Origin of the sequence: Amazonocrinis nigriterrae CENA67 (assembly GCF_016056305.1) — a bacterium.
Taxonomy (GTDB): domain Bacteria; phylum Cyanobacteriota; class Cyanobacteriia; order Cyanobacteriales; family Nostocaceae; genus Amazonocrinis; species Amazonocrinis nigriterrae.
Genome location: NZ_JAECZC010000017.1, coordinates 26,617 through 49,382, shown reverse-complemented (window position 1 = coordinate 49,382; position 22,766 = coordinate 26,617). Strand labels below are relative to the sequence as shown.

General features: G+C 39.7%; 19 protein-coding genes and 1 pseudogene. 8 read left to right on the top strand and 12 right to left on the bottom strand.

The window, feature by feature from the left end; translation table 11 throughout:
* The first annotated feature begins 23 nt into the window (after positions 1-23).
* From I8748_RS11970 to I8748_RS11950, 5 genes are all read left to right on the top strand, one after another.
* Positions 24-1,436 carry an HlyD family efflux transporter periplasmic adaptor subunit gene (locus I8748_RS11970; RefSeq protein WP_198124803.1) on the top strand — a complete coding sequence of 471 codons (1,413 nt, stop codon included), beginning with the start codon at positions 24-26 and terminating at the stop codon, positions 1,434-1,436.
* Positions 1,437-1,454: 18 nt separating this feature from the next.
* Entirely contained in the window at positions 1,455-2,156 is a 702-nt protein-coding gene (locus tag I8748_RS11965; RefSeq protein ID WP_225896389.1) for a hypothetical protein, read from the top strand.
* A gap of 361 nt (positions 2,157-2,517) precedes the next feature.
* Positions 2,518-3,195: a response regulator gene (locus I8748_RS11960; RefSeq protein ID WP_198124802.1), complete on the top strand. Its 678-nt coding sequence runs from the start codon at positions 2,518-2,520 to the stop codon at positions 3,193-3,195.
* 204 nt (positions 3,196-3,399) lie between these two features.
* Complete coding sequence (locus tag I8748_RS11955) at positions 3,400-5,295, top strand: CHASE2 domain-containing protein (protein ID WP_198124801.1); 1,896 nt, start codon at positions 3,400-3,402, stop codon at positions 5,293-5,295.
* A gap of 579 nt (positions 5,296-5,874) precedes the next feature.
* Positions 5,875-6,435, top strand: coding sequence for a hypothetical protein (locus tag I8748_RS11950; RefSeq protein ID WP_198124800.1), 561 nt, complete (start codon positions 5,875-5,877; stop codon positions 6,433-6,435).
* 196 nt (positions 6,436-6,631) lie between these two features.
* Here the strand turns inward: I8748_RS11950 and I8748_RS11945 are convergent, their stop codons facing one another.
* Positions 6,632-7,414 carry an ABC transporter permease gene (locus I8748_RS11945; RefSeq protein WP_198124799.1) on the bottom strand — a complete coding sequence of 261 codons (783 nt, stop codon included), beginning with the start codon at positions 7,412-7,414 and terminating at the stop codon, positions 6,632-6,634.
* Positions 7,411-8,334: an ABC transporter ATP-binding protein gene (locus I8748_RS11940; protein ID WP_198124798.1), complete on the bottom strand. Its 924-nt coding sequence runs from the start codon at positions 8,332-8,334 to the stop codon at positions 7,411-7,413. The genes I8748_RS11945 and I8748_RS11940 overlap by 4 nt, the downstream gene beginning before the upstream one ends.
* Before the next feature lie 255 nt (positions 8,335-8,589).
* On the opposite strand from I8748_RS11940, the gene acsF reads away from it, so the two are divergent.
* Positions 8,590-9,666 (top strand): magnesium-protoporphyrin IX monomethyl ester (oxidative) cyclase, encoded by a 1,077-nt coding sequence (gene acsF / locus I8748_RS11935; RefSeq protein ID WP_198124797.1) that lies wholly within the window; start codon positions 8,590-8,592, stop codon positions 9,664-9,666.
* A gap of 502 nt (positions 9,667-10,168) precedes the next feature.
* Here the strand turns inward: acsF and I8748_RS11930 are convergent.
* Positions 10,169-10,864 (bottom strand): Coq4 family protein, encoded by a 696-nt coding sequence (locus I8748_RS11930; protein ID WP_198124796.1) that lies wholly within the window; start codon positions 10,862-10,864, stop codon positions 10,169-10,171.
* A 430-nt stretch (positions 10,865-11,294) separates the two neighbouring features.
* Between I8748_RS11930 and I8748_RS11925 the strand changes: the two genes are divergently transcribed.
* Entirely contained in the window at positions 11,295-12,035 is a 741-nt protein-coding gene (locus tag I8748_RS11925) for a peptidylprolyl isomerase (RefSeq protein ID WP_198124795.1), read from the top strand.
* 61 nt (positions 12,036-12,096) lie between these two features.
* Here I8748_RS11925 and I8748_RS11920 read toward each other — a convergent pair whose 3' ends face one another.
* The 3 genes and pseudogenes from I8748_RS11920 to I8748_RS11910 all read right to left on the bottom strand — a co-directional run.
* Entirely contained in the window at positions 12,097-13,821 is a 1,725-nt protein-coding gene (locus tag I8748_RS11920; protein WP_198124794.1) for an ABC transporter ATP-binding protein, read from the bottom strand.
* Between the two features lie 339 nt (positions 13,822-14,160).
* Positions 14,161-14,583 carry a HEAT repeat domain-containing protein gene (locus I8748_RS11915; RefSeq protein WP_214662526.1) on the bottom strand — a complete coding sequence of 141 codons (423 nt, stop codon included), beginning with the start codon at positions 14,581-14,583 and terminating at the stop codon, positions 14,161-14,163.
* A 118-nt stretch (positions 14,584-14,701) separates the two neighbouring features.
* Positions 14,702-14,980, bottom strand: a pseudogene (locus I8748_RS11910) (IS4 family transposase); the annotation flags it as partial.
* A gap of 210 nt (positions 14,981-15,190) precedes the next feature.
* On the opposite strand from I8748_RS11910, the gene I8748_RS11905 reads away from it, so the two are divergent.
* Positions 15,191-15,931, top strand: coding sequence for a beta/gamma crystallin domain-containing protein (locus I8748_RS11905; protein ID WP_214662525.1), 741 nt, complete (start codon positions 15,191-15,193; stop codon positions 15,929-15,931).
* Between the two features lie 155 nt (positions 15,932-16,086).
* Here the strand turns inward: I8748_RS11905 and I8748_RS11900 are convergent, their stop codons facing one another.
* The 6 genes from I8748_RS11900 to I8748_RS11875 all read right to left on the bottom strand — a co-directional run bounded on the left by I8748_RS11900 (position 16,087) and on the right by I8748_RS11875 (position 22,766).
* A complete protein-coding gene (locus I8748_RS11900; protein ID WP_198124791.1) occupies positions 16,087-17,148 on the bottom strand; it encodes an L-histidine N(alpha)-methyltransferase in 1,062 nt (353 codons plus the stop codon).
* Between the two features lie 682 nt (positions 17,149-17,830).
* The gene (gene proB / locus I8748_RS11895; RefSeq protein WP_198124790.1) at positions 17,831-18,940 is read right to left on the bottom strand and encodes a glutamate 5-kinase; all 1,110 of its coding nucleotides are present in this window, start codon (positions 18,938-18,940) and stop codon (positions 17,831-17,833) included.
* Between the two features lie 401 nt (positions 18,941-19,341).
* Complete coding sequence (locus I8748_RS11890) at positions 19,342-19,881, bottom strand: YqeG family HAD IIIA-type phosphatase (protein WP_198124789.1); 540 nt, start codon at positions 19,879-19,881, stop codon at positions 19,342-19,344.
* A 437-nt stretch (positions 19,882-20,318) separates the two neighbouring features.
* Positions 20,319-20,891, bottom strand: a complete 573-nt coding sequence (locus tag I8748_RS11885; protein ID WP_198124788.1) for a DUF3727 domain-containing protein — start codon at positions 20,889-20,891, stop codon at positions 20,319-20,321.
* Between the two features lie 140 nt (positions 20,892-21,031).
* Complete coding sequence (ruvX, locus tag I8748_RS11880; RefSeq protein WP_198124787.1) at positions 21,032-21,529, bottom strand: Holliday junction resolvase RuvX; 498 nt, start codon at positions 21,527-21,529, stop codon at positions 21,032-21,034.
* A complete protein-coding gene (locus I8748_RS11875; RefSeq protein ID WP_198124786.1) occupies positions 21,510-22,766 on the bottom strand; it encodes a GNAT family N-acetyltransferase in 1,257 nt (418 codons plus the stop codon). The genes ruvX and I8748_RS11875 overlap by 20 nt, the downstream gene beginning before the upstream one ends.

Genomic DNA, 22,766 nt, shown 5'->3' with positions numbered 1-22,766 from the left:
TATACAAATTTATTTAAATAATTATGCTCTACACATATAGTAAAAAACTTCTGCCATCAGAGCAGAATGAAGAGTTTCTCCCTCCTGTGAGTCGTTGGACATCTTTAGCAGGAATTTTTCTGGTTGTAAGTCTTGGTGCTGGGATTAGTCTTTCCTCATGGGTGAAATACAATGTGACGGTGAAAGCTACTGCTGTTGTGCGTCCTACAGGAGAAATTCGGTTAGTGCAACCGAAAATTGAAGGAACCGTTAAAAGTATTTTGGTGAAAGAAAATCAGCTAGTCAAACAGGGAGATGTAATTGCTCGTTTAGACGATGAACAACTACAAATCAAAAAGAGTCAATTACAAGACAATATTCAACAAATTAGGTTGCAAATACTACAAATTTATGCCCAAATTAGATCTTTAAATACTCAAATTACTGCTGAAGCAACAGTAGCAGAACGAAGCGTAGCTTCTGCTCAAGCAGATTTAGCACGCAATCAACGGGAATATCAAGAGCGACAAATTACCACCAACAGCGAATTAATAGCAGCGCAAGCAAGTTTAGAAAAAGCTGAAGCAGACTTGCAAAAAGCCCAAGCTGATTTAAGTTTTGCTGAAGTGGATCGCGATCGCTATGAACAGTTGGCGAAGCTTGGCGCAATTGGTAGGCGCGAATTTGAGCAGAAAAAGCTAGTTGTTGTGCAGACTAAAGCCATACTTGCAGCAGAAACAAAAGCTGTTGATATTGCCAAAGCTAAAGTGCAAGCAGCTAAAGCTGCTGTTAATCCTACCACCGCCATAGTTGCGATCGCTCAAGAACGCATTGGTCAAGAAACTGCTAAAGGTGAAGCCAGTCTCGCTATTTTAAAAAAGGAAAAACAAGCTTTAATTCAGCAGCGAGTGGAAATGCAAAACCAACTCGGACAATCTCATAAAGAACTTCTCCAAGTAATTAGTCAATTACAAGATACTATTCTGCGAGCAAGTGCTAATGGTATCATTCTCAAGCTCAATTTACGCAACCCTGGTCAAGTGCTGCGTGCTAGTGAAGCTATTGCTGAAATTGCTCCTAATAATGCTCCTTTAGTTATTAAAGCTGTTATTCCCACTCAAGAAATTAAAAATGTCGCAGTTGGTCAAAAAGTGCAATTGCGAATTGATGCTTGTCCTTATCCTGATTATGGCACTCTCAATGGTGTAGTCACGGCTGTTTCTCCCGATGCAATTGCGTCTAAAAGTAACAACCCAGAAGTTGCTATACCAGGTTCTGCAACCTCTGCAAATAGCTACTTTGAAGCAACTATTCAACCTGAAAAAACCATATTTGGCAATGGCGATCGCCAGTGTCATATCCAATCTGGAATGGAGGCCAAAGCTGACATTATTTCTAAAGAAGAGACAGCATTACAATTTATGTTGAGGAAGGCTAGGTTAATTGCTGATTTATGAAGAGACAAGTATGTGATTATGACATTCAACACGCAAAATCTACTAGTAATTACCTATGTAGTGACATTGGTAATGTTTTTGAAAACCTATTGTAGAATTCAACAAGCATTACAATGGTGGTTTTCTAGGCAGTCTCTAAAACTATTTATAGAAGCAAAGAAAATTCATGATGGCTTATTGCAAGAATCATTTACAATACGCCGCAGCTTAGATTTATTAGCGCAAGATAACCTCAGTTTAACAATTAATAAAACCCGAGAATACCTAAAACAAGCTGATAATTTTCATCACGCTCTCGTGCAATTGAGCGATCGCTTATTTCCGGCATATATTCAAGATAGCCTTCCTTTGGCTCTTGAGTGCCTATTAGAACCGTGGTTAACATCAAATTCTCACCTATGTTTTCATTTTGATATACCACCCTACTGGCGGTATGAGCCAGCTGAGCAGAGTTTGATAGTTTTAAGAGCTTTAGAAGAACTACTAATATTAACTTTGTCCCATGTTTCAGTTCCTACATCAATTTTTATCAGTTTAAAACAACAGAAAAATATGGGTCAGCTAATGGTACAAATTACATATCCTGACCAATCTACAGTCATTTTTTATTCTACCTTAAGAGAATTAAAGTATCTTTGCGAAAGCTTTCGATTTTTAACTTCGGGAACATGCTTTTGCCGTAAACAGAACCTGAGTATTACTTGTTACTTCTATTGGTAAGATTTATTGCAGTATTGCTTGCTGTCTGGCTAAAATGTATACCTTAATGATTTTAGATTAAAAACATGTAATAATGTAGTCATAAATATATAATCAACAATATAATTATATAGGTAATTACCCAACTGGCACAATAAAACAAATGTGAAGGTTGTGAAAATTCAACAGTTCATGGTCAAAAACAAGGTTTTTTAGACTATTGACCGGAGACTGCTAAAACTCCGGCTCTGCTTTTGAATTTTGACAGCTTCATAAAAAAATCTACTATACTGACGTAAGTGCTGTATATCAAAAAATATGTATGGATTGATTTCAAAATAAACAGTTAATCTTTACCTACTTCATCTGTAGGCTGTTAGTTATGAAACAAACTTGTACAGAGAAAGCATTGCTAAAAATTCTAGTAATTGATGACCACGAATCAGTTTTAGCTGGAACTGCGAATGTGCTACAAAAGCAATACCCTGACGCTGAATTCATCATTGCAATCAATGCTAAGAATGCTCTTAATCAAATTACTACCTCACAGCCAGATCTGGTTGTGATGGATCTTTCGATTCCAGATAACTCTGGAATGACAGCTCGACCTGATATAGGGGTTCAACTTTTAAGAACTTTGATGAAAAACTATCCCAACTTAAATATTGTTGTCCAAAGTGCTAATGTGAGAACCCTGGTGAGGGTTAGACCTGATATTGATAGTCACAAAGGAGGCTTTACAGTCGCTGATAAAAGCCTATCGACTCAGGAAATGTTGACCAGAGTTGATTGGGCATTACAGGGCTTAACTCATACAAAAGATATTAAAGGAATACATTCTGTCTTAGAAGTTAAACCAGAGTGGCTCAGGGTGCTGACTTTAGCATTTGAGGAAGGATTGCAAGATAAAGCAATTGCTGAACGTATGTGTATGTCTGAACGAATGGTGCGTCATTACTGGAGTAAGCTGCAAGATGCTTTAAGTGTTTATCCTGAAGAGGGTAAAAATATCCGAATTCAAACTGAAATCCGGGCTAGAGAAGAAGGATTAATTGATTGATAGTTGAGATAAATTATACAATTTTTGTAGTCATTATGCTGGTATCAGCAATAGTTAAAAGACTAAAAATAGCTTGATTTCTAACTATTGACTCTTCACAATCATCACTTTGGTATTAGTGTGTTAATTGCATAAGTTCTCAGTTAATGATTAATGGCTGATAGTTCAAGGCTAATTAACAGCAAAAAGTGAAGGTGGACGTTTATGAAGCCTGAACGTTGGAGAACAATTAAAGAAGAAATTGCTATATGGCGTGTAGGTGCATTACCAGGTATTGCAGTGATTGTGCTGGTGATGATTGCTCGTCTAGCTGGTTTAATGCAATCTTTAGAGTGGATGGCTTTTGATAATTTTCTTCGACTACGCCCCCATGAACCTAGAGATAAACGGATTGTAATTTTAGGGATTAATGAAGACGATATCAACACTCGTGCAGATTTTCCTCTATCAGATCACGACTTGGCACAGTTGCTGTTAAAATTGCAGAGTTATAAACCAAGAGCTATTGGTCTTGATATTTATAGGGATTTTCCAGTTAATCCTGGTCATCCAGAATTGGTTAGAGTTTTTCAAAGTTTCAAAAATATAATTGGTATTGAAAAAGTATTACCTGATGAAATTGCTCCACCACCAGGATTATCACCTGAACAGCTTGGTTTTGCCGATCAAATTACAGATAGCGATGGCAAATTAAGGCGTAGCTTGTTAAGTACACCCACAAGCAAAGGTTATAAGTTATCTTTATCTCTAAGTCTGGCAGCATTATATTTAAGTAATCAAGGTATTAGTATAGAAAATGGTATTCGCGATCGCGCTGCTATCAGATTCGGTAAGACTGAAATACCCAGGTTTTTAACTAATTCTGGGGGATATATCCGAACTGATGCAGGTGGAGTTCAGGTACTACTGAATTTTCGCAGTGGTCGAGAACAATTTAGAACTTTATCTTTGTATGATCTCAAAAGCGATAAATTTAATCCAGACTGGATACGCGATCGCATAGTCATTATTGGCATAACTTCCCCTAGCCGTAAAGATTTTATCCCTACTTCAGCCATTGAATCTATCGAATCTGCACCAGGACGAGTTTATGGAGTAGAAATTCAAGCACATGCTGTTAGCCAAATTATCAGCGCGGCGCTTGATTCTAGACCACTGTTAAATACTTGGCAAGATGGATGGGAATATCTATGGATTTTGACTTGGGGTTTGCTTGGAATTGCCATTGCTAGGCTCACTAAATCGCCTCTTACCAGTCTATTAGTTGTTGTGATCGCTAGCTGTAGCCTACTGATATTTTGTTATTTACTTCTGCTTTTGGGTTGGTGGGTTCCGCTGATACCGACACTCCTTGTTTTAGCTTTAAATGGAATGGAAATCACAGCTTTATATCAATACGATCAAGCTTTGCGTTCTGGAATTAGAGCAAGACAAACTATTATTGAGCGCACATTTGTAAAAATTCATAATGGCCCCCTGCAAAGCCTCGCTAAAGTTTTGAAACTAGTTCGAGACAAAGAGTTACCAATGAACGACTTGCTCCTAGAACTAGAAAAAGAACTTGAAAAATTGAACCACGAGTTAAGGGGAATTTATGAATATTTACAAAGGGAACCTATTGACCAAGAGACTAGTCTTTATTTAGGTAAAAGTCTAGTACTAAATTTGCGAGACCCTCTTCATGAAATTCTCTATCAAGTTTATAATTCTACCTTAGAAAGAGAATTACCCTGTTTTGAAACTATCAAAGTTAAAATCAGAGCTTTTGAACCTATAAATGAGCGGGTCTTGAATATGGAACAAAAGCGGGGGCTGTGCCGATTTTTGGAAGAAGCTTTATGCAATGTGGGTAAACATGCTATGGGAGTCACACGTCTGGAAGTTACTTGCTATTCATCTGAAGGCTGGTACACTCTCAGCATTATTGATGATGGTTTAGGAGGTAATTCATCTAAAGAAGGCCGGGGAACACAACAGTTTAGAAATTTAGCTCGACAATTGAAAGGGAAATTTCGGCGAGTACCACTTTCTCCTAAGGGTACTCTTTGTGAGTTATCTTGGCCTATGCCCAAGTTTTATTTTGGCAATTATTTCAAATGAAATTTTTACACAAATATACTTTATTGACAGTCGGTAGCAAACTCTAAACATGCAAGTAGTGTGGAGTTTTCATAATTGTATTTTTATACTAAGTTTCTGTTTGAAGTAGTACGATTTCTTCCCCTCTACTCCCCTACTCCATAAGCTACTATCTCTGAACACAACTTGGTATTAGATCTAGCTAGTGTAAGAATCAAGCATAACCTTACGTAGAATTAGTATTAAATTACTGATAAATTAGTAGACATTAATAGACTTAGCTAAAACTTATTAATTCCTAGTATTTGATACTTACTGATAAGTTAAATTTTATAAACTATAGCAATATAAAAATATGTCTATCGTGATTATCGCCATGCATATCTACTTATTTTTCCATATAAATATATTGAACAAAGAACCTAAAAAAGCTAAAAATTACTATATAGTTTGTAAAAAAGCTATAATCAAATATATGCTTGATTAAAAAATGCATAGTTAATAATATATGCATTTTTGTAAAGCTAATTTGATTGGACAATCGAGAATTTTGAAGATTTTAAAATATTTAATTGGCGTCAAACCGAAGGAAAAAAAACGATGACTAAATCATCTCGACTAGAAGTAGACAATTTAATATTTAGAGTAGTCTATACCTACAAAAAAGAAAGCAAATTCACAAGAGTATACGAAAAAAGTCTCTTTAAGAAAATTTTGAATCCTAAAGTTTTAACAAGTTGCTTTTTAAGTATGTTCTTAAGTATGGGACAGACTGCACTAGCTGGGTATCAACCACCCAAAGATCAAAAACCCCCTGCTGGGCATTCAGACTCATCAGGTGTAAGGGGAACATGTAAAACAAACAGTGAGCGATCGCTAGTAATGCTTGCTTCTGTGGCTAACATAGAAAAAACCAATTCTTTTGGATGGTTTGTAACTAATCACCAGCCTGTAGCAATACAATTTCAACTCTACAAATTTGACATTTCAGCCACTAACAATCCCTTTGTTGAAACCAATACTCACCCGGAAGCTGGCATAGACTATATTGCCCACCATGAAGTTGTGTTGCCTACTTCCAAACAGACAATAGATAGAGTTCTTGCCAGTTTTTTAACTAATCTTGCCAAATTGGAAAACCACGACAAAGCCAGCATTTAAAAGAATGTCTGCAAAGAGGGCAAAATGTATAATCTGTCATTGTGTTGGGGGGTGGCTAATTGGGTGTAGTGCTAAGTGCTAAGAAACATTGCATTGAGCAGTGTGAAACGCCGGCTTACTCTTCTTAATTCTCTACACCCTACACCCCAAAAACCTTAATATCAAAAGTTAGTGCTTTTCTTTGTGTCATTCCTGTTTAGCGAAATAACTGAGGGTAAATTTGTTTCCAAGCTAGCCAGATGCAGCCACCCATTAATAGCAACAACCATATTAATGCCGCTAACCACCACTCTGGTAAACTGAAAGGCCAGCGTAATAAATCGACAAAAGCCGCTAAAGGCAATACAGTTGCTACTTTTTCGAGTATGGGAGGAAGTGTATTACGAGGAAAATAAGTGCCGCAGATTGTAAACATCGGCACAAGCAATAAAAAAGTAGGTACGTTTAATTGGTCTACTTTTCGGACAATTCCCGCCGTCAGCAGTCCCATTGCTGCAAACACAAGACAACCTAAACAAATCAGGGGTAAAGACAAAAGCAGGTGCCAACTTGAATATAATCCCCAGAAACATACTATGATTGCAGTTACTAGACCAGCTATCAAACCGCGAGTTGCAGCCCAAAGCCACTCTCCTAAAAACACCTCAGTAAATGTTAGCGGTGCCGTCAATAATGCTTGCCAAATTTTTTGAAACTTCAAACGGATGAAGCTATTATAAGCACCTTCATAATAAGATTGATTGAGAATTCCGATCGCGATCATTCCTGGAGCGAGAAATTCTAGATAACTAATGGTTCGTCCGCCATAAGTTATTTCTCCCACTAAGGGAGTTAAGCCGTAACCAAAAGCCACCAAATAAATTAAGGGTTCTAAAATTGGCGGTAGCAAGTTAACTAACCAAGTATTTTGGTACACCTTGGCATTACGACGCCAGACAGAATAGACACCCCAAAGAGTAATACTTGAATTCAACTTCATCTCAATGAAATACCAGTAAGTCTAAGAAACACATCTTCTAAATTAGTTCGTCGCCGAGTTAGGCTGATAGGCTGTGTAGCGACAAGTTGTTCCCATAAAAGATTGGGATTGTTTGCAGGTAAAGTTACCAGATAACTGTTACCGAACGGGCGATACCAAGTTCCTGCTGACATCGCTAGCTGTTGCAAAATAGATTCTGCTACACCTGCGATTTCTACTATTTCTTGTCCGACAATACGATCAATTAGTTCTATAGGGCTACCTTGGTCAATCACTTGTCCTTGCTGAAGTAATAGCAGGCGATCGCACAATCGTTGTGCTTCATCCATATAATGAGTCGTGAGTAATACTCCACAGCCATCTTGTTTTAGTTGACTGACTAATTTCCAAAAATCTTGTCGTGCATCTGGATCTAAACCTGTTGTTGGCTCATCTAAAAACACAACTTGAGGATGGTTAATTAAAGCACGGGCTAAGACTACCCGCCGCTTCAGTCCCCCAGAAAGCTCATCCAGATGATGCTTAGCATAATTTTCCAATCCCACTCGCTCTAATAATTCCCCAACCCTGTGCTTTGCGGCTTTACCAACCAAGCGATAGTGATGGGCAAAGTGAATGAGATTCTGAAAAACCGTGAACTCCGGGTCTAAGTTATCATCTTGTGTGACAATTCCCATGTGAGTACGGACTTGGCGACCTTGACGATGCACATTCCAAGACCCCAATTGCACAAATCCACCACTGGGAATTACTGCTCCGTAAAGCATTCCTACCGTTGTTGTTTTCCCCGCTCCATTTGGCCCTAAAAGACCGAGAATTTCCTGAGGATTGAGGGTAAAACTAACATTTTGAACAACTGGAAGTTCTCTATAGAATTTGCATAAATCCCTAGCCACTAATGCCATTGATTTGACTTTCATGATACTGCTTTTTGTATATTGAAAGAGTGCTGAATGAGTTAGTTGTTAGTTGTCAGTTGTTAGTTGTCAGTTGTCATTTGTTATTCTTCCCATCTCCCCATCACTCCATCACCCCATCACCCCCGCTCCCCTGCTCCCCCGCCGCTCCCTTCAGGTATTTGTCTCAAATTGCTTTTCAATAATTTAACTGATGTGTTGCAACAGCATTTTATGCTTATATAACTTTTGAAGCATAAAATAATATAAAGGAGTTTCATGATCAAGTCTCTCGAAACCCCAGAGCTGCAGTTGCTGAAGCCAGGTGTTAAGGCACCTGTTCAGGAAACGTTGTTAACACCCAGGTTTTACACCACTGACTTTGAAGCAGTGGCGAATTTAGATGTTTCGGCAAATGAAACTGAGTTACGGGCAGTTATTGAAGAATTACGTGCTGACTATAACCGCCATCACTTCGTGCGCGATGAGGAGTTTAAGCAGAATTGGGATCATATTACTGGAGAAAAACGCCGCGCTTTTATTGATTTCTTAGAACGTTCTTGCACTTCAGAATTTTCGGGTTTTCTTTTGTTCAAAGAGTTATCTCGCCGACTCAAAGAGCGAAATCCCCTATTGGCAGATGCTTTCGATTTTTTGGCGCGGGATGAAGCACGCCATGCGGGATTTCTCAATAAGTCAATGGCAGATTTGAATCTCTCGTTAGATTTAAGCTATTTAACCAAGCATCGCACATATACTTTTTTCCCGCCAGAGTGGGTTATTTACACAGTATATCTATCGGAGAAAATTGGTTACTGGCGCTATATCTTAGTGCATCGCCACATGGAAGCGAACCCAGAATATCAGTTTTATCCGCTCTTCCGCAAATTTGAGAGTTGGTGTCAGGACGAAAATCGACATGGGGATTTCTTCAAAGCACTGCTGCGATCGCAACCTCAGCTATGGAACAATTGGAGAGCAAGGTTGTGGGTGCGTTTCTTCTTGCTGAGTGTGTTTGTTACCCACACAATTACAGTATTTGAACGGGCAACATTCTACGAATCTATTGGCATCCATCCCCGCAAATACAATAACAAAGTAATTCAAGAGACAAATAACACTTCTGCACGGGCATTTCCTCTCATCTTGAATACCAATCACCCGTCATTTTTCTGGCGGTTAGAACAGTGTTGCGAAAATAGTCTCAAGCTAACAGCAATTAACCAAAGTAAACGTCCCAAGATTGTCAAATTTTTCCAGAAAATCCCCCCAATTACTGCTATCATCTGGAATATGTTGCGGCTTTACCTAATCAAACCCATTGATGCCGAATTAACACGAGAAACAGTTCGTTAATTCGTATGGCTGTATAAAGAGTTGACTGCAAAGCAGGTTTTCTGACTCAATCTCACTTCGCACAATCGCTTCAACTAGAATCTTCACTCAGAAATCCTCTCTTCAAGAGACAATTACATTGCTCTGCGTAAATCACAAATTTATATTATTTTGAGTGTGTTTCTCGTTAGTATTCAGGACAGATAAATCTCGGCTGAACAAGAACATATATTATATTTATAAATGCTTTTCAAAACTAATCGTAAAATTTATTTTTCTCTATGCGCGACGGACACTTTCCTCAACGGAGGGAACCTCCGCACGGAAGTGTCCTCCTCTGCGCCTCTGCGGTTTAAAATTATTTATTGAACCGCAGAGGCACTAAGAACACAGAGGTAAGAGACGAAAGAGGAATTTTTCACTAAGATTTTTACCCACTTGAAAAGCGCTACTATGGTTGTTCCATACTTTGCACTTCTAATATGACTTTTGATCAATGCGATCGCCCCAAATTCCAGAAAAATCAAGAAGCCACTGCAACTTTTTCTGGTGTTTTACCTATCTGTTGATTAATATTTAACTCAGTACGCAATTCATCTATGGGAGTTTCCCATAAAGTATTCCATTGAATGCCAAACAGGGGTTTTGCTTGTTTTCCTAGTAACCATCCCTGAACTAATGCATTCATGTGTTGTTCAGAGAGTTCAATATCTTCAATCGCAGTTTTCAATAAATTTTTGGCAAGCAGTGCCAAAAATAGAGGGTATGGATAAATTTGTGCTACATAAAATGCTTCTAACTGAATTTCTCCGGCTATGGTAACGTCAGAATTAGTAACGACGTGCCAAATATCATGGGTTTCTAGAAGATGAATGCTGGGAAATGACTTTTCATCAATAACTTCTGGAGTTTGAGGTGGAGTTAAACCGCATTTGAGCATGTGATCTGCATAGAGATAACCCAGAGTGTTTTTTGGTAACTGGTGTAATTGCTGCAAATCGACTTTTCCCAAACGGGGGCGTTCCTGCAAAGCTTTTTGACCTTGTTGAGAGCGCGAGATGAATTCTATAACTTTTCGCAAGCTAGAAGGCTTTTTGAGTAGCTTTGACAGTCGCCCAACTCCAGCAAAATCACCATAAGGAGCTTGGACAAGTTGCATAAAGCGGTATCCAATTACTAACAAATCCCACTTTTGTTTGAAATTGTTTACCAAACCCATATTTTTCATCCTAAATTTCAAAGCTTTGGTATTGGCTACATCGGGCTAAAAACATACACTAAGCTGTTCCATATAAAAATTGTATATCTAATTGTGTTGATAGCTTGATTAATTTCTATGAAGCGATCGCTGCTGAGATTTTTGCAGATGTGTTTAATTAAAAATGGCGATCGCTAACACTAAACTTAACCAGTAAGTGTGTAGAGGCGCAACACGTTGTTGCAGTCATCATTTATAAATTACTCTCCTATTTTTAGCTTTTAGCTAACTAGGTATAATCGGCGATAAAATTTTATATTAATTGTATATTTTTTATATTAGAATTTTAAAGCTATAACTGGTAGCTGTACAAAAACTGCTTTGCAAGCTGCTAGCTGAGCATTCATAAGCAAAGAGCGCAAAACTAAGCAGACATTGTGCCTAAAAGATAATGACCACTGAAGCACTCCAAATTGGCAACCGGACAATCAAGGCTAGTGAACTGATTCCTTTACTAGCCAGTTACCAAATGCTGCCGCAATTACTGCGGGAATTAATTATCGACGAGGCGATCGCACCAATAGAGTGTACACCGCAAGAAGTAGACCAGGCTAAAAAGCAGTTCTACGCTGAAAAACATTTAACACAAGAAGCTGAAATTCAAGCATGGATGGCTTATCATGGCCTAACTGCAAGTCAGTTAGAAACTATTACTGTGCGGAAGTTGAAACTGGAAAAATTCAAACAAGCTACTTGGGGTAACAAACTGGAATCCTATTTTTTTCAGTCTAAAGCAAAACTGGACAAAGTAATTTATTCCCTGTTACGAACCCAAGATGTAGGCATTACCCAAGAACTCTACTTCCGCATTCAAGCAAAAGAACAAACCTTCGCAGAACTGGCAAAGGAATATTCACTCGGCCCAGAAGCCCAAACTGGTGGCTTAGTTGGCCCGGTTGAACTGAATTCACTGCATCCAGCAATGGTACAACTGCTTTCTAGCAGTCAACCAAATCAAGTCTTACCTCCTACTCGCATCGCTGAGTGGTTTGTAATTCTACGGTTGGAGAAATTTATTCCAGCACAACTAGACGAACCCATGAAAGCGCGTCTTTTGAATGAACTCTTTGAAACTTGGGTACAAGAACAGAGAAAGCAAATAACATCTTTGCGCAGTGAAGCAGGGGAGTAGGGGTGCAGGGGTGCAGGGGAGAACTCCTGACAACTGACAACTGACAACTGACAAATGACAACTAACTAAATTGCTGAGCATAAAATCTGGCGTAACGACGCTCAAGGGCTAACAATTCTTCATGGGTTCCTGATTCGACAATTTGTCCTTGTTCTAAAACTAAAATGCGATCGCATCGCCGCACTGTACTCAGACGATGAGCAATAATAAACACTGTACGGTTGTGCATGAGTCTTTCCAGTGCTTCCTGTACTAACGCTTCTGACTCAGAATCTAGTGCAGATGTGGCTTCATCAAGAATCAAAATCCGCGGGTTCAGCAAAACAGCACGGGCGATCGCAATTCTTTGCCGTTGTCCACCTGATAAATTGACTCCCCGTTCACCTACCCAGGTATTATAACCTTCTGGTAGCTGGGTAATAAATTGATGAGCATTAGCAATTTTGGCTGCTGCGGCTACTGCTTCTATATCAAAGTTATCTTGTCCAAAAGCAATATTTTGGGCAATAGTTCCAGAAAACATGATGGTTTCTTGGGGAACAATACCAATTTGTCGCCGCAAACTTTCAAGGGAGACATTGCGAATATCAACGCCGTCTATGAATATTTCACCAGATGCCGCGTCATAAAAGCGAGGCAGGAGATTTACAAATGTGGTTTTACCAGCGCCAGAGGCACCCACAAGGGCGATCGCTTCTCCTGGCAATGCCAACAAACTGATATCTTTTAAAACAGGTTCACCAGGTTTGTAGGCAAAGGACACATGATGATATTCCACTTTCCCCTTGACTGGGGGGAGAGTAATGGCATTTGACTTTTCTTGTACCGTCGGTTGAATAGCCATCAATTCAAAAACGCGGTCAACTGATGCTTCACCCTGCTTAAATTCGTTGTAGTTATTAGTAGTATGACCAATGGGGTCAATTAATAATCCCGCAGCCGCAAGGTAGCTGAAAAACTCTCCCACTGTTAAGTTGTTTTGAGCAATTTGCCATGCTCCCACCAACAATAAAGATAAAGCACTCAAAGCTTCTAAAAATCCTACTATGGGAATTTGAATTGCTTTTAGCCTTTCTGCGGAATATTTTGCTTGAAAACTGCGTTCTGCCTCATAGCTAAACCGGGAAATTTCATAAAATTCGGCAGCAAAAGCTTTTACAAGACGAATACCGCTGAAAACTTCTGTGAGAATTGCCGATAAATCAGACACGCGATTTTGGCTTTTTAAAGAATACTTGCGTAACCTTTCACCGAACCAGCCAATTAAAATCCCCATCAATGGTGCAACAATCACTGTCGCTAGTGTGAGTTGCCAATTGAGGTAAATCATGTAAATGGGAATTGCCACCAACTGCAAAACGCAGGGAATAAAATCGTGAAACAGTTTATTTACCACTTCCCCTACTCGGTCAACATCTTCGGTGAGGCGGTAAGATAAATCACCTGCTTTTGCTGCTTCAAAATAGCTCAAATCCAGCTTTTGTAGGTGGGTATATACCTGCTTACGGAGATTAAAAGCGACTCTTAAAGCAGCTTTCGCCATGTAGATATCTTGTACAGATTGAAAGAAACCTCGTACAAGAAACACCAAGGCTAAAATTCCAGCTAGTTGAGCGATCGCTACTACATTACCTTGTCCAAAGGGAGTTGCCAATTTACCCGCGAGATTAATCAAAATTAATGTCGCCAGTACATATCCCAAGATACCAACACATCCCTTCGTAATGTTTTGCCACTGTGGCCGGATATAGGGTAGCAGTTGCCAGTAGTTAGAACGAGTTTTCAAGCTGTCAATTCCACAAAAATATTTTCCTTTGTTTGACGCTATCAGCTTTTGCGTAGTTTCTCACAGCATTTTTCAAATATTGAACAAAGGCACGTGTTTAGAATCTGTCTTTTATCGGCATTTTTACATCAATAGTCTAGCCTCACACTGCCAGGGTGAAATGAGGACTTATGGCGAAAGCTGACTCCACAGGATAACTACACCACAAGAGGATTGAAGCAAATAGGTGATTTGTCTGATTTGAAGAGACTACTAACCAAGATTTTATAGTTATTTTTGGTTGAATGGCTGTTTGTATGGAGGTATTGTTTGCATTTTATGCTTGGTGGATTAATCAATTTACCAATTGTCTAATATCAGATTTGCATCTTCACTAATTAGTTCTTCAGGGGATTGAGCTGCCGACTCTATAATCATCTTCGCTTCAGGAGTTTCGATTTCTGCTAATGCTAGGAGAGACTTTCTTGGCACATTGAGCCATTCATCATAAGACCATCGGTATGTCAATGCCTTGGATAATGTAGGAATTGCTCTTTCATCGCGTAATACATCCAAAAGTTCAATAACTGATTCATGAAGACCATTATTACTCTCATCATTGAGGATTTGACAAAGTATAGGTGTGTAATCCTTTGATAGGTTACTCCATGCTGCCATCATGACAAACGAAGCCCCAGGATAATCTGGATTTGAAGCATATTTTTCCAACTCCTGAATCACTTCGCTAACTGAAGGAGGCGATGTCTTAAATTCTTTGTTCATCTCCTTTAAAAGTTTTGATAATTCATTGGAGCTTGGAGAATCCTTAAATAATTTTAGATATTTTTCAATCGTGTTACTTATCATTTTATAGCCTCTTAATATCAATACCTTAGCCAATTTACGAGGGTTCAACGTCTGTGGAAAGGGGATTAATACGTCCCCAAGAAGTGAGCTTGGCAAAAATTTGGGCTAATAAAATAGGCTCAGGCTTTTGAGGAAGTATTTTTAATATTTCACGACCATATCAGAAACCACGGTAATAAGCTTTCAGGTCAATAATGCCGAAACCAGGATTATGTTTACGGAAATCAGCGAGAAGATGATGAAATAAATTAACCATAAAGAAGGCGAGATTAGCCGCATTAGAGGTTGTTTGAAAAGTATCATTGCTAACATCAAAATCTTAAAAACCTAACCCCCCAAGCCCCCCTGACCCTAATCCCCATGAAATTCGGGTTTAGCCCGAATTTCATGGGGGCCCCGAGTTCCCTACGAGGGAATGGGGGTTTCAAAGCCTCTCTCCGTTTCGGGGAGAGGTTTGGAGAGGGGTTCTTAGCCTATTTAGTAACTTTTCATTGATACTTGAAAAGTAGTTAATATCAACCTCATGAGAATTGCGACCATGCTCAAAACAACAGTACGATTGATCCGTCAATTCAGATATGTCTTGCTTCTTGCTGCTATGCTTGTCATCTGCTTTAGCACAGCATCCTACTCTGCTGAACCTAGTGAAGCAATTTTTTACACAAAGAGTAGTTATGAGGGTACAGCAACTACCTATAAAATAGGGGACTCATACCAGGCTGATTGTAGCGATGACAATGACAGTATCAATGATAAATATTTGTCATTTGAACTCGGCTCACAGGCCAAAGTTGTAGCTTGGCAACACTGCGATAATACTGGAATTACGGATGAGTGGGAAGAAAGTAAGCCTGATATTAGTAATATAGAAAGCCTGTCAAGTTTTCAAGTAACTAATAGTACCGATACAATATTAACATTTCGTTTAGTTGATAACACTAATTCCAAGATACCTCTAACTTTGTACATTCAACCTTTTGGTATACCATCAAACAAGCCTATTGAAGATAGTACAGATGACGGAAAGAATGATTATCGTATTATTGGCATTCTACCAACCAACGCAGACGGTGAACCAAAAGTAACTGCTGTGAATTTACGTAACAAAGAAGGTGAATTGGTGTCCACTGGTTCTGTGTACTTCCAATGGAATGCAAAAGAAGATAAAGCAGAATATAGCACTAACCCTGAAACTGCACCAAAAGGATTTAAGATAGAACAAACTTCTACAAATACATTTGATTTTCGTTGGGTTGGTTTGTAAAGATGAGTTAAGGGGCTGATATAATCTCAAAATAAGCGATCGCCCCAACTTTCATTTTTTACTTAGTCTATTAAGAGGATGTTTGGAAAGTCGAAACAGTAGAATTCATAAATTTTCCTAAAGTGAATTAAGCCCAACTCCGCATATAACTCAGGCTAGTTACTGGCAAGTTTACAAATTACCATGATATGTGATGAATATTTGTTCGTACTATAGTGAACAAGTTGTAATCCTGCTTGTTCTATTTCTTGCAAAAGTTCTGGTAGTTCAAATTTATGATGTCTCCAGATAGTAATCTCTTCACCTTTAGAGAGATGAATACTCTTATCTATTTTCATAGATTTGAAGTTGAGAGTATAACTATGATGAAGTTTGATATTAGCAATTATACTATCTGTTGCTAAATCATATTTCCTGACCAGTTCACAATCTTCAGAGCTAATGCCAATCTGACTTTTAATCCATTCATAAATTTGTTCTGCATGATACTTACAGCCACCTCTGGCTATACCATCCCATTGAGAGTTAGAACCAATCTCATTAGTGAAAACCAGAAAATCATTCTTCCCCATGCTGTCTCTGAAATTCTTGAAGACTTGGGTTCTATTTTTATGGTTTCCAATTGTGACACCTAAGTGTAAAAATAAATTAGCAGTATCAAGAGTTTCAAGTTTAGCTTGATTTTTTATAAAAAATTGGGGAATACAACTATTTTCTATATCAATTGTGTAACTCTTATACTCGATGAATGGAAACCATTTCTGAAAGTTTTTTCGAGATACTTTGAGTAATTCCTCACTAATATCTAATGCAATATATTGATTCAGTCTCTCCATTTGAATCAGGTTTTTGATAAATTCTTTAACTGGATAAGAGTTGCCTGAACCTACATCTATAATATTTAATTTTTGACATTCTTGAAGATTGCCATTAATATATGTAAAATTCTGCTTTAACAGGTCAATTTCTACGCTTGATGGCCGATACCATTTAGGAATAATATTTTTTAAATAAAAAGTATCCCAAATTGTCGCACCTCTACCTTTGTAAGAATACTTTAGAGGTATTTCTCTGTTGACTTCTAATGCTTTAATTATTCCTAAAACTTCTGCTTCCGAAAAAATAGAATAGAACTCAGTAATGGGGTTTGCTGTGCGACCTTGTGGAGTTGGGATTTCTGAGGTAAATTGAGAATTCCTATTAAAATTTTGAGCCATTTTTCTTGTATTTTGCTTTTCTGAGGTATTCTAAGTGCATCAGCGTTGATCACCAGTTTTTCTACTTTACTGTTATAAGTGGGCCAGATAGATATCTTGCACAGATTGAAAAAACTTCGTACAAGAAACACTAGCGATCGCTTCAATCTCTCATTTTTCAGTCTCTAGGGGACTTTCATCCTCAAAAATAGCCTTTTCTTGTGGGATGGAGAACTGCGGGAGGGTTTCCCTTTGCAGGAGACTGGCGTTAGCGAGCTTGCGAGCGTCACCCAAAGGGGGGTTTCCCCCGCCCTTGCAAACTTCGGAGTGTCCCCACCTGTCTTTCATATTTAGGGCAGGTAGGATGTCCAAAGCCGCAAGATGTATAATTTATTTCTTGGAAATCCCTAAGAGGGTGTCCAATAAAGCGGGTGGGAGTAGCTGACTTCACGCTTGTTGAAAAGCGCTATATGTTAATACTAACGTCATCAAATCGCAATACTTTTGTCAAATTGGTGTGTGATAGTTAATTCGGGCTAAACAATATGCTCTGCAACAAGGTGGGATTTTCCTACCTTTTACTTATTTGGCAAAAACTATCATCATATAGCTTGATGAATAGGAATTCCTCCAGTGAAAAATATGCGGCTAATGTAGCAAAAACCCCAATTGATAAAGGGGTTTTTTCTTGTAAATATTTTGTTTAAGTGAGAACTAAATTATCTCGGTGAACCACAGTTTCTGCACCTACATAGCCCAAAATCGTAGGAATTTCTCTAGAATGGCAACCACGAATCTTTTGTAGTTCATCGCTGCTATAGTTCACAAGTCCTCTAGCAATTTCGTTGCCGCTACTGTCGCATAATTGCACCGCTTCTTGAGTCTCAAACTCTCCTTCTACAGCTTTAATTCCCGCTGCTAATAATGATTTTCCTGCTTGGGCGATCGCAGCGATCGCACCTGCATCTAAATATAATTTTCCAGCAGGCAATAGTCCGTAAGCTATCCAACGTTTACGGGCAGAAGTTGGTTCGGGTTGTGGCTGAAAGTGAGTCCCCAGTGGTTCCCCTTGTAAAATTTTTTCGATATTGCGGGGAAATCGCCCTTCGGTAATTACGGTACGTACTCCAGCTGCGATCGCAATTCTGGCTGCGGAAATTTTTGTCACCATCCCGCCAGTACCCCATTGCGAACCTTGAGTACCTGTTTGTATGCCTAATTCTGCTAATTCTTTCATGTTACTCACCAAGGCTATGGGTTGGGCATCGGGTACAGAACGCGGATCGGCTGAGTAAAGCCTGTCTACATCGGTGAGCAAAAATAGCCAATCTGCTTGGACTAAACTAGCAACTAATGCTGAGAGGGTGTCATTATCGCCAAATTTCAGTTCATCGACTGCTACTGTATCATTCTCATTCACTACGGGAATCACTCCTAGTCCCAGCAGTTCGCCAAAGGTGTTGTAGACGTTGAGATAACGGCTGCGCTGTACTAAATCGCTGCGAGTCAGTAAAACTTGGGCAATTGGCTGTTGTAAAGTTGTAAACAAATCGTCATATACGCGCATTAGCCGACCTTGACCCACTGCTGCTACAGCCTGTTTGAGAGCGATCGCTTTGGGACGTTCGGTTAAGCCTAACCGCGCACAACCCACACCCACAGCACCAGAAGATACTAAAATCACCCGATGACCTTGCTGTCTCAAATAACAAAGCGTTTCCGCCAAGGTGGCAATAGTTGAAAGTGCCAGTTGTCCAGTTCCTGGTTGAGTGAGGCTAGAAGTGCCAATTTTGACGACAATTGTTTTGGTCATTGGTCAGTGGTCAGTGGTCAGTGGTCAGTGGTCAGTCAATACGGTTCGGTTAAAGGGGAAAGGGGAAAGGGAAAAGGGGAAGAAAAACCTTTAACCCAAGCCCAGTAACCTTTTCCTCAAACCCTATTGTGAGTTTAAAATGCTTATCCGAACCCTATTGAGTAGTCAGTGGTCAGTGGTCAGTAGCTAATAACAACTGACAACTAACAACTAACTAAAAAAATTGTAAAGCGCCAGCGCTTCTATAGGTGAAGACTGACGCTTTACGGGCTTATATTTATTTAGTATCGACTAGGGTCTTTTTTGGCTGACCCCATGTTATTAATATTTATAATCTCCGATTTTTCAATACTGTTAAGTTTTCTTAATTATTTTTTTAGATTTAGTTTCCTGACGATTTGTCAATGTTTATGAATTTTCTTATGTTCGGGAGTAATCGAGGCTCCCAAGATTTCAGAAATCCAAACTTCAAAGTTACGTATGGGATGAGAGCGTAAAGCTACATCAGGATGGACGATTGGTTCAACCAAAATAGTAAACATACCTAAGCGATTACCTGCTAGGACATCGGTAAACAAGCGATCGCCTACCATCCCTACTTGCTGTACTGGCAGATCCATAGCTTTGAGTGCGGCTCTAATTTTGCGTCGTGAAGGCTTGGCCGCACCGAGGAAGTATGGCAAATTCAGAGAGCGGGCAATGCCACCAATACGTGCTTCACTCAGGTTATTACTCACCAAACACAACGCTGTACAACTGCGGATTTGCTCTACCCACTGTTGTAATTCTGGCGAAGCTACCCCTACTCTCATCGGTACTAAAGTTTCATCTACATCCAATACCAGCCCCTTCAGCCCGTATTGTTGAATAATGTCTGGTGTCAGGGTCAACACGGAACCTTCTAAAATCAAGTCAGGCTGTAAGAACTTGTTCCAGGTCATAGTCAAAGGTCAATCGTAAACAACTGAAGGGTAGGTAAGGCAATCCTGAATAAGAGCAGGGGTGCAGGGGTGCAGGGGAGCAAAGGGGCAGAAATAGTGCTATGTCTAACCACAATTTAGTGTAAGCAACCCTTAGTGCAGTACTGCAAAAATTACCATCTAGTTAAAAAAGGCTAAAAGCTCAGTGTAATACCAATTCGTAATTCGTAATTCGTAATTGTAGAGACGATTCGCCGAATCGTCTGTACTCAAATATGGCATGGCTTTCGGGGTTTGAATGTGTTGCCTCATTCTAGAGAATTGGTATAAAAGCTTTTCTTCTACTTGGCTACACTAGTGGCTGAGCATCTGTTTGACAGATGCCCAAAGCTTATTCAAATATAATTAAAAATTCTCAATTAAAAAAAAATTTAATTTTTAATTTTTAATTTTTAAGCTTATTCCACTTCATTAAAAAGGTGTTCTTCTAAGAGTGGTTGTACTTCACGAAACTCTTCTGGAGACAATAATACAGGTTGACCTGTTTTTGAGATGCGTGCAAAAAACAGCAGTGGATCTAGAGGAGTATAAATGGCATACTCTTGGTCTTCAAAATAGAAGCTAGTAAGTAGCTGTAATTGCTCTGGCTCTAAATCTGCCTCTTCGTCTTCGATTTCTAAGGTGAAAAGTTCTGATTCTTCAGCAGGCGGTAATTCACCCTCTACTGTCAAAGCATAGGCAGTGTGTTTTAATATCAGATTTTGCTCAGCTAAGACAGCTTGAGCAGTACTAAAAATTCGCTCAATGACGGCATCATCGTCTACTAGAATTGCCTCTTCTTCCTCGTCTTCACCTTGCCAAGCAAAAATTTCTATGGGTGAGTCTACAGGAAGCAGTAAAACGAATTCTTGTTCATCAACTGAGAGCGATCGCTCGATATAACATTCGAGAGTTCGCCCTGTTTCATCGCTCAAGGTGATAGTACTTGTTTGAGCGTGATCATTTTCTTCGGGAAATGGGGAGGAAAACATAAGGGAATTATCAAACTTTATAAGTACCAGCAGATGTGAAAATCGCTTCACTGTTTAATGACAAATAATGTCAAGCAAATAGTTTCAGACGAAAATACAACTACTGGGTAATAGCTTTCAGAATATCATGTTAAAACGTATCAATACTCTACGGCTACTACGGTGCTTGGAAAACTGGCTCGTCTTGTATCGAGCCATTGTTGTAATATTAAAGATGCTGCCTTGCGGTCAATCAAGCCTTTATTGCGTGATGGAGAGCGATTTTCAGCTATTAGCAGTTGTTCTGCTTGAAATGATGTTAACCGCTCATCTACATATTCCACAGGGAGTTTGAGAGCTTTAGCAAGTCTAGTGGTAAATTTCTGCACATGACGCGCTTGAAAGCCTAAAGAACCATCCATTGAATAAGGCAAACCGACTACCAAAACTTGCACTTCACGCTGATTAACGATTTGTCGTATTTGCTCAACATCTTTTTCAAAAGTTGTGCGCTCGACTGTGGTAATACCTGTGGCAATCAAACCAGTGCGATCGCATCCAGCCACACCAACACGCTTGCGCCCGACATCTAACCCCAATGCGGAAATAAACGGTTTTGGTTGCTCTTGGGGCGTCACATTAATTCTCCTGCTTGACATCTGATGACTCAGACTGGCAAGAAACCTCGTTGGTACAGTTGTTACATGCAAAGCTCACAGATTCTGATTTACTTGGCACAGGTCTATCTGAGGCTGGTAGTTGCCTTTGTTGTCCCCATGACATCCCACCCGGTATCGGTTTACGTGCCGGTTGTAGACCTTGTAGCACCTCAGTCCACTGAATTCCTTCTAAAGAGACAAATTTAGACTCCCGCAGCTTGTGCCAAACTGAGCGAGACATGATCAATGTATGTTCTATGCGCTTTGCCCCGATGCGTTCTAAGTATTCTTCTCGTTCTGCTTGGTAGTCTGACGAAGCCAACTGTAAACCTTGCTGGGGAAAATCTTGAGCAATGCGAGCTAGTTGAGAAAGTAACTCTGGATACAGCCAGGTATAAGCAGGGTGAACCGTCAAAGTTGCCACATGAGGAGATTCACCTTTGCGGTCAAGTTGTATCTGAAAGTAGCCTATAGCCGCTTTGCGTTGGGGTTCAAACACATACCCACTCACCACTTCTATTTTAGTTACCCATTGTTTGACGGCATCACATAAAGCACCGAACAAACTAGTTTTGAAGTCGCGGGTGTTGCGATCGAACACTTGACGCACCAAAGGGGGCATTGATGCTGTATCTAGTTGATAAAGCAACTGAGCATCGGCATTACTCACTGGTAACAAATTGGGCAAATCTGGCTCGGCTTGGGCTAATTCCGTCAGCAATTGCGGTTCAATTTCCCAGTAGGTCATTTCAGCTAGACGCTGAAATCCATTTTGGCGATAAAGCGCCAGCGCCTCTTTATCATTGACATTGACTTCTAATAACCAAGTGCGAGCTTCTAAAATCGACTCAAAGCAATGGCGTAAAAGTTGTGAGCCAATTCCTTGCTTGTCAGCAGCACGATCCAGCATTACCTGGTCAACCCGCCAAGTACTGCGTGTACGGTTAAACGGCGACACTTGAATCATTCCTAGAAGCATACGCCCTTGCTCTGCTACATAGGCACAGAACTGATACTGTAATGGGTTAGGAAACCAACTCAAACATTTGAGCAACCCATACCAGCGGCGCAGCCCTTGCATCTGGCGTATGTCGAAGCTAGCCCCTTTAGATGAGGGGTCATTTGATGACTCTTGAGTTATTCGCTCAATTCCATCCAAATCCCGGTATTGGATTGGACGGATGACAACGCTGAGATTTCGAGGAAGTATTGAGGTCATTTTGATTCGAGCTGCCAT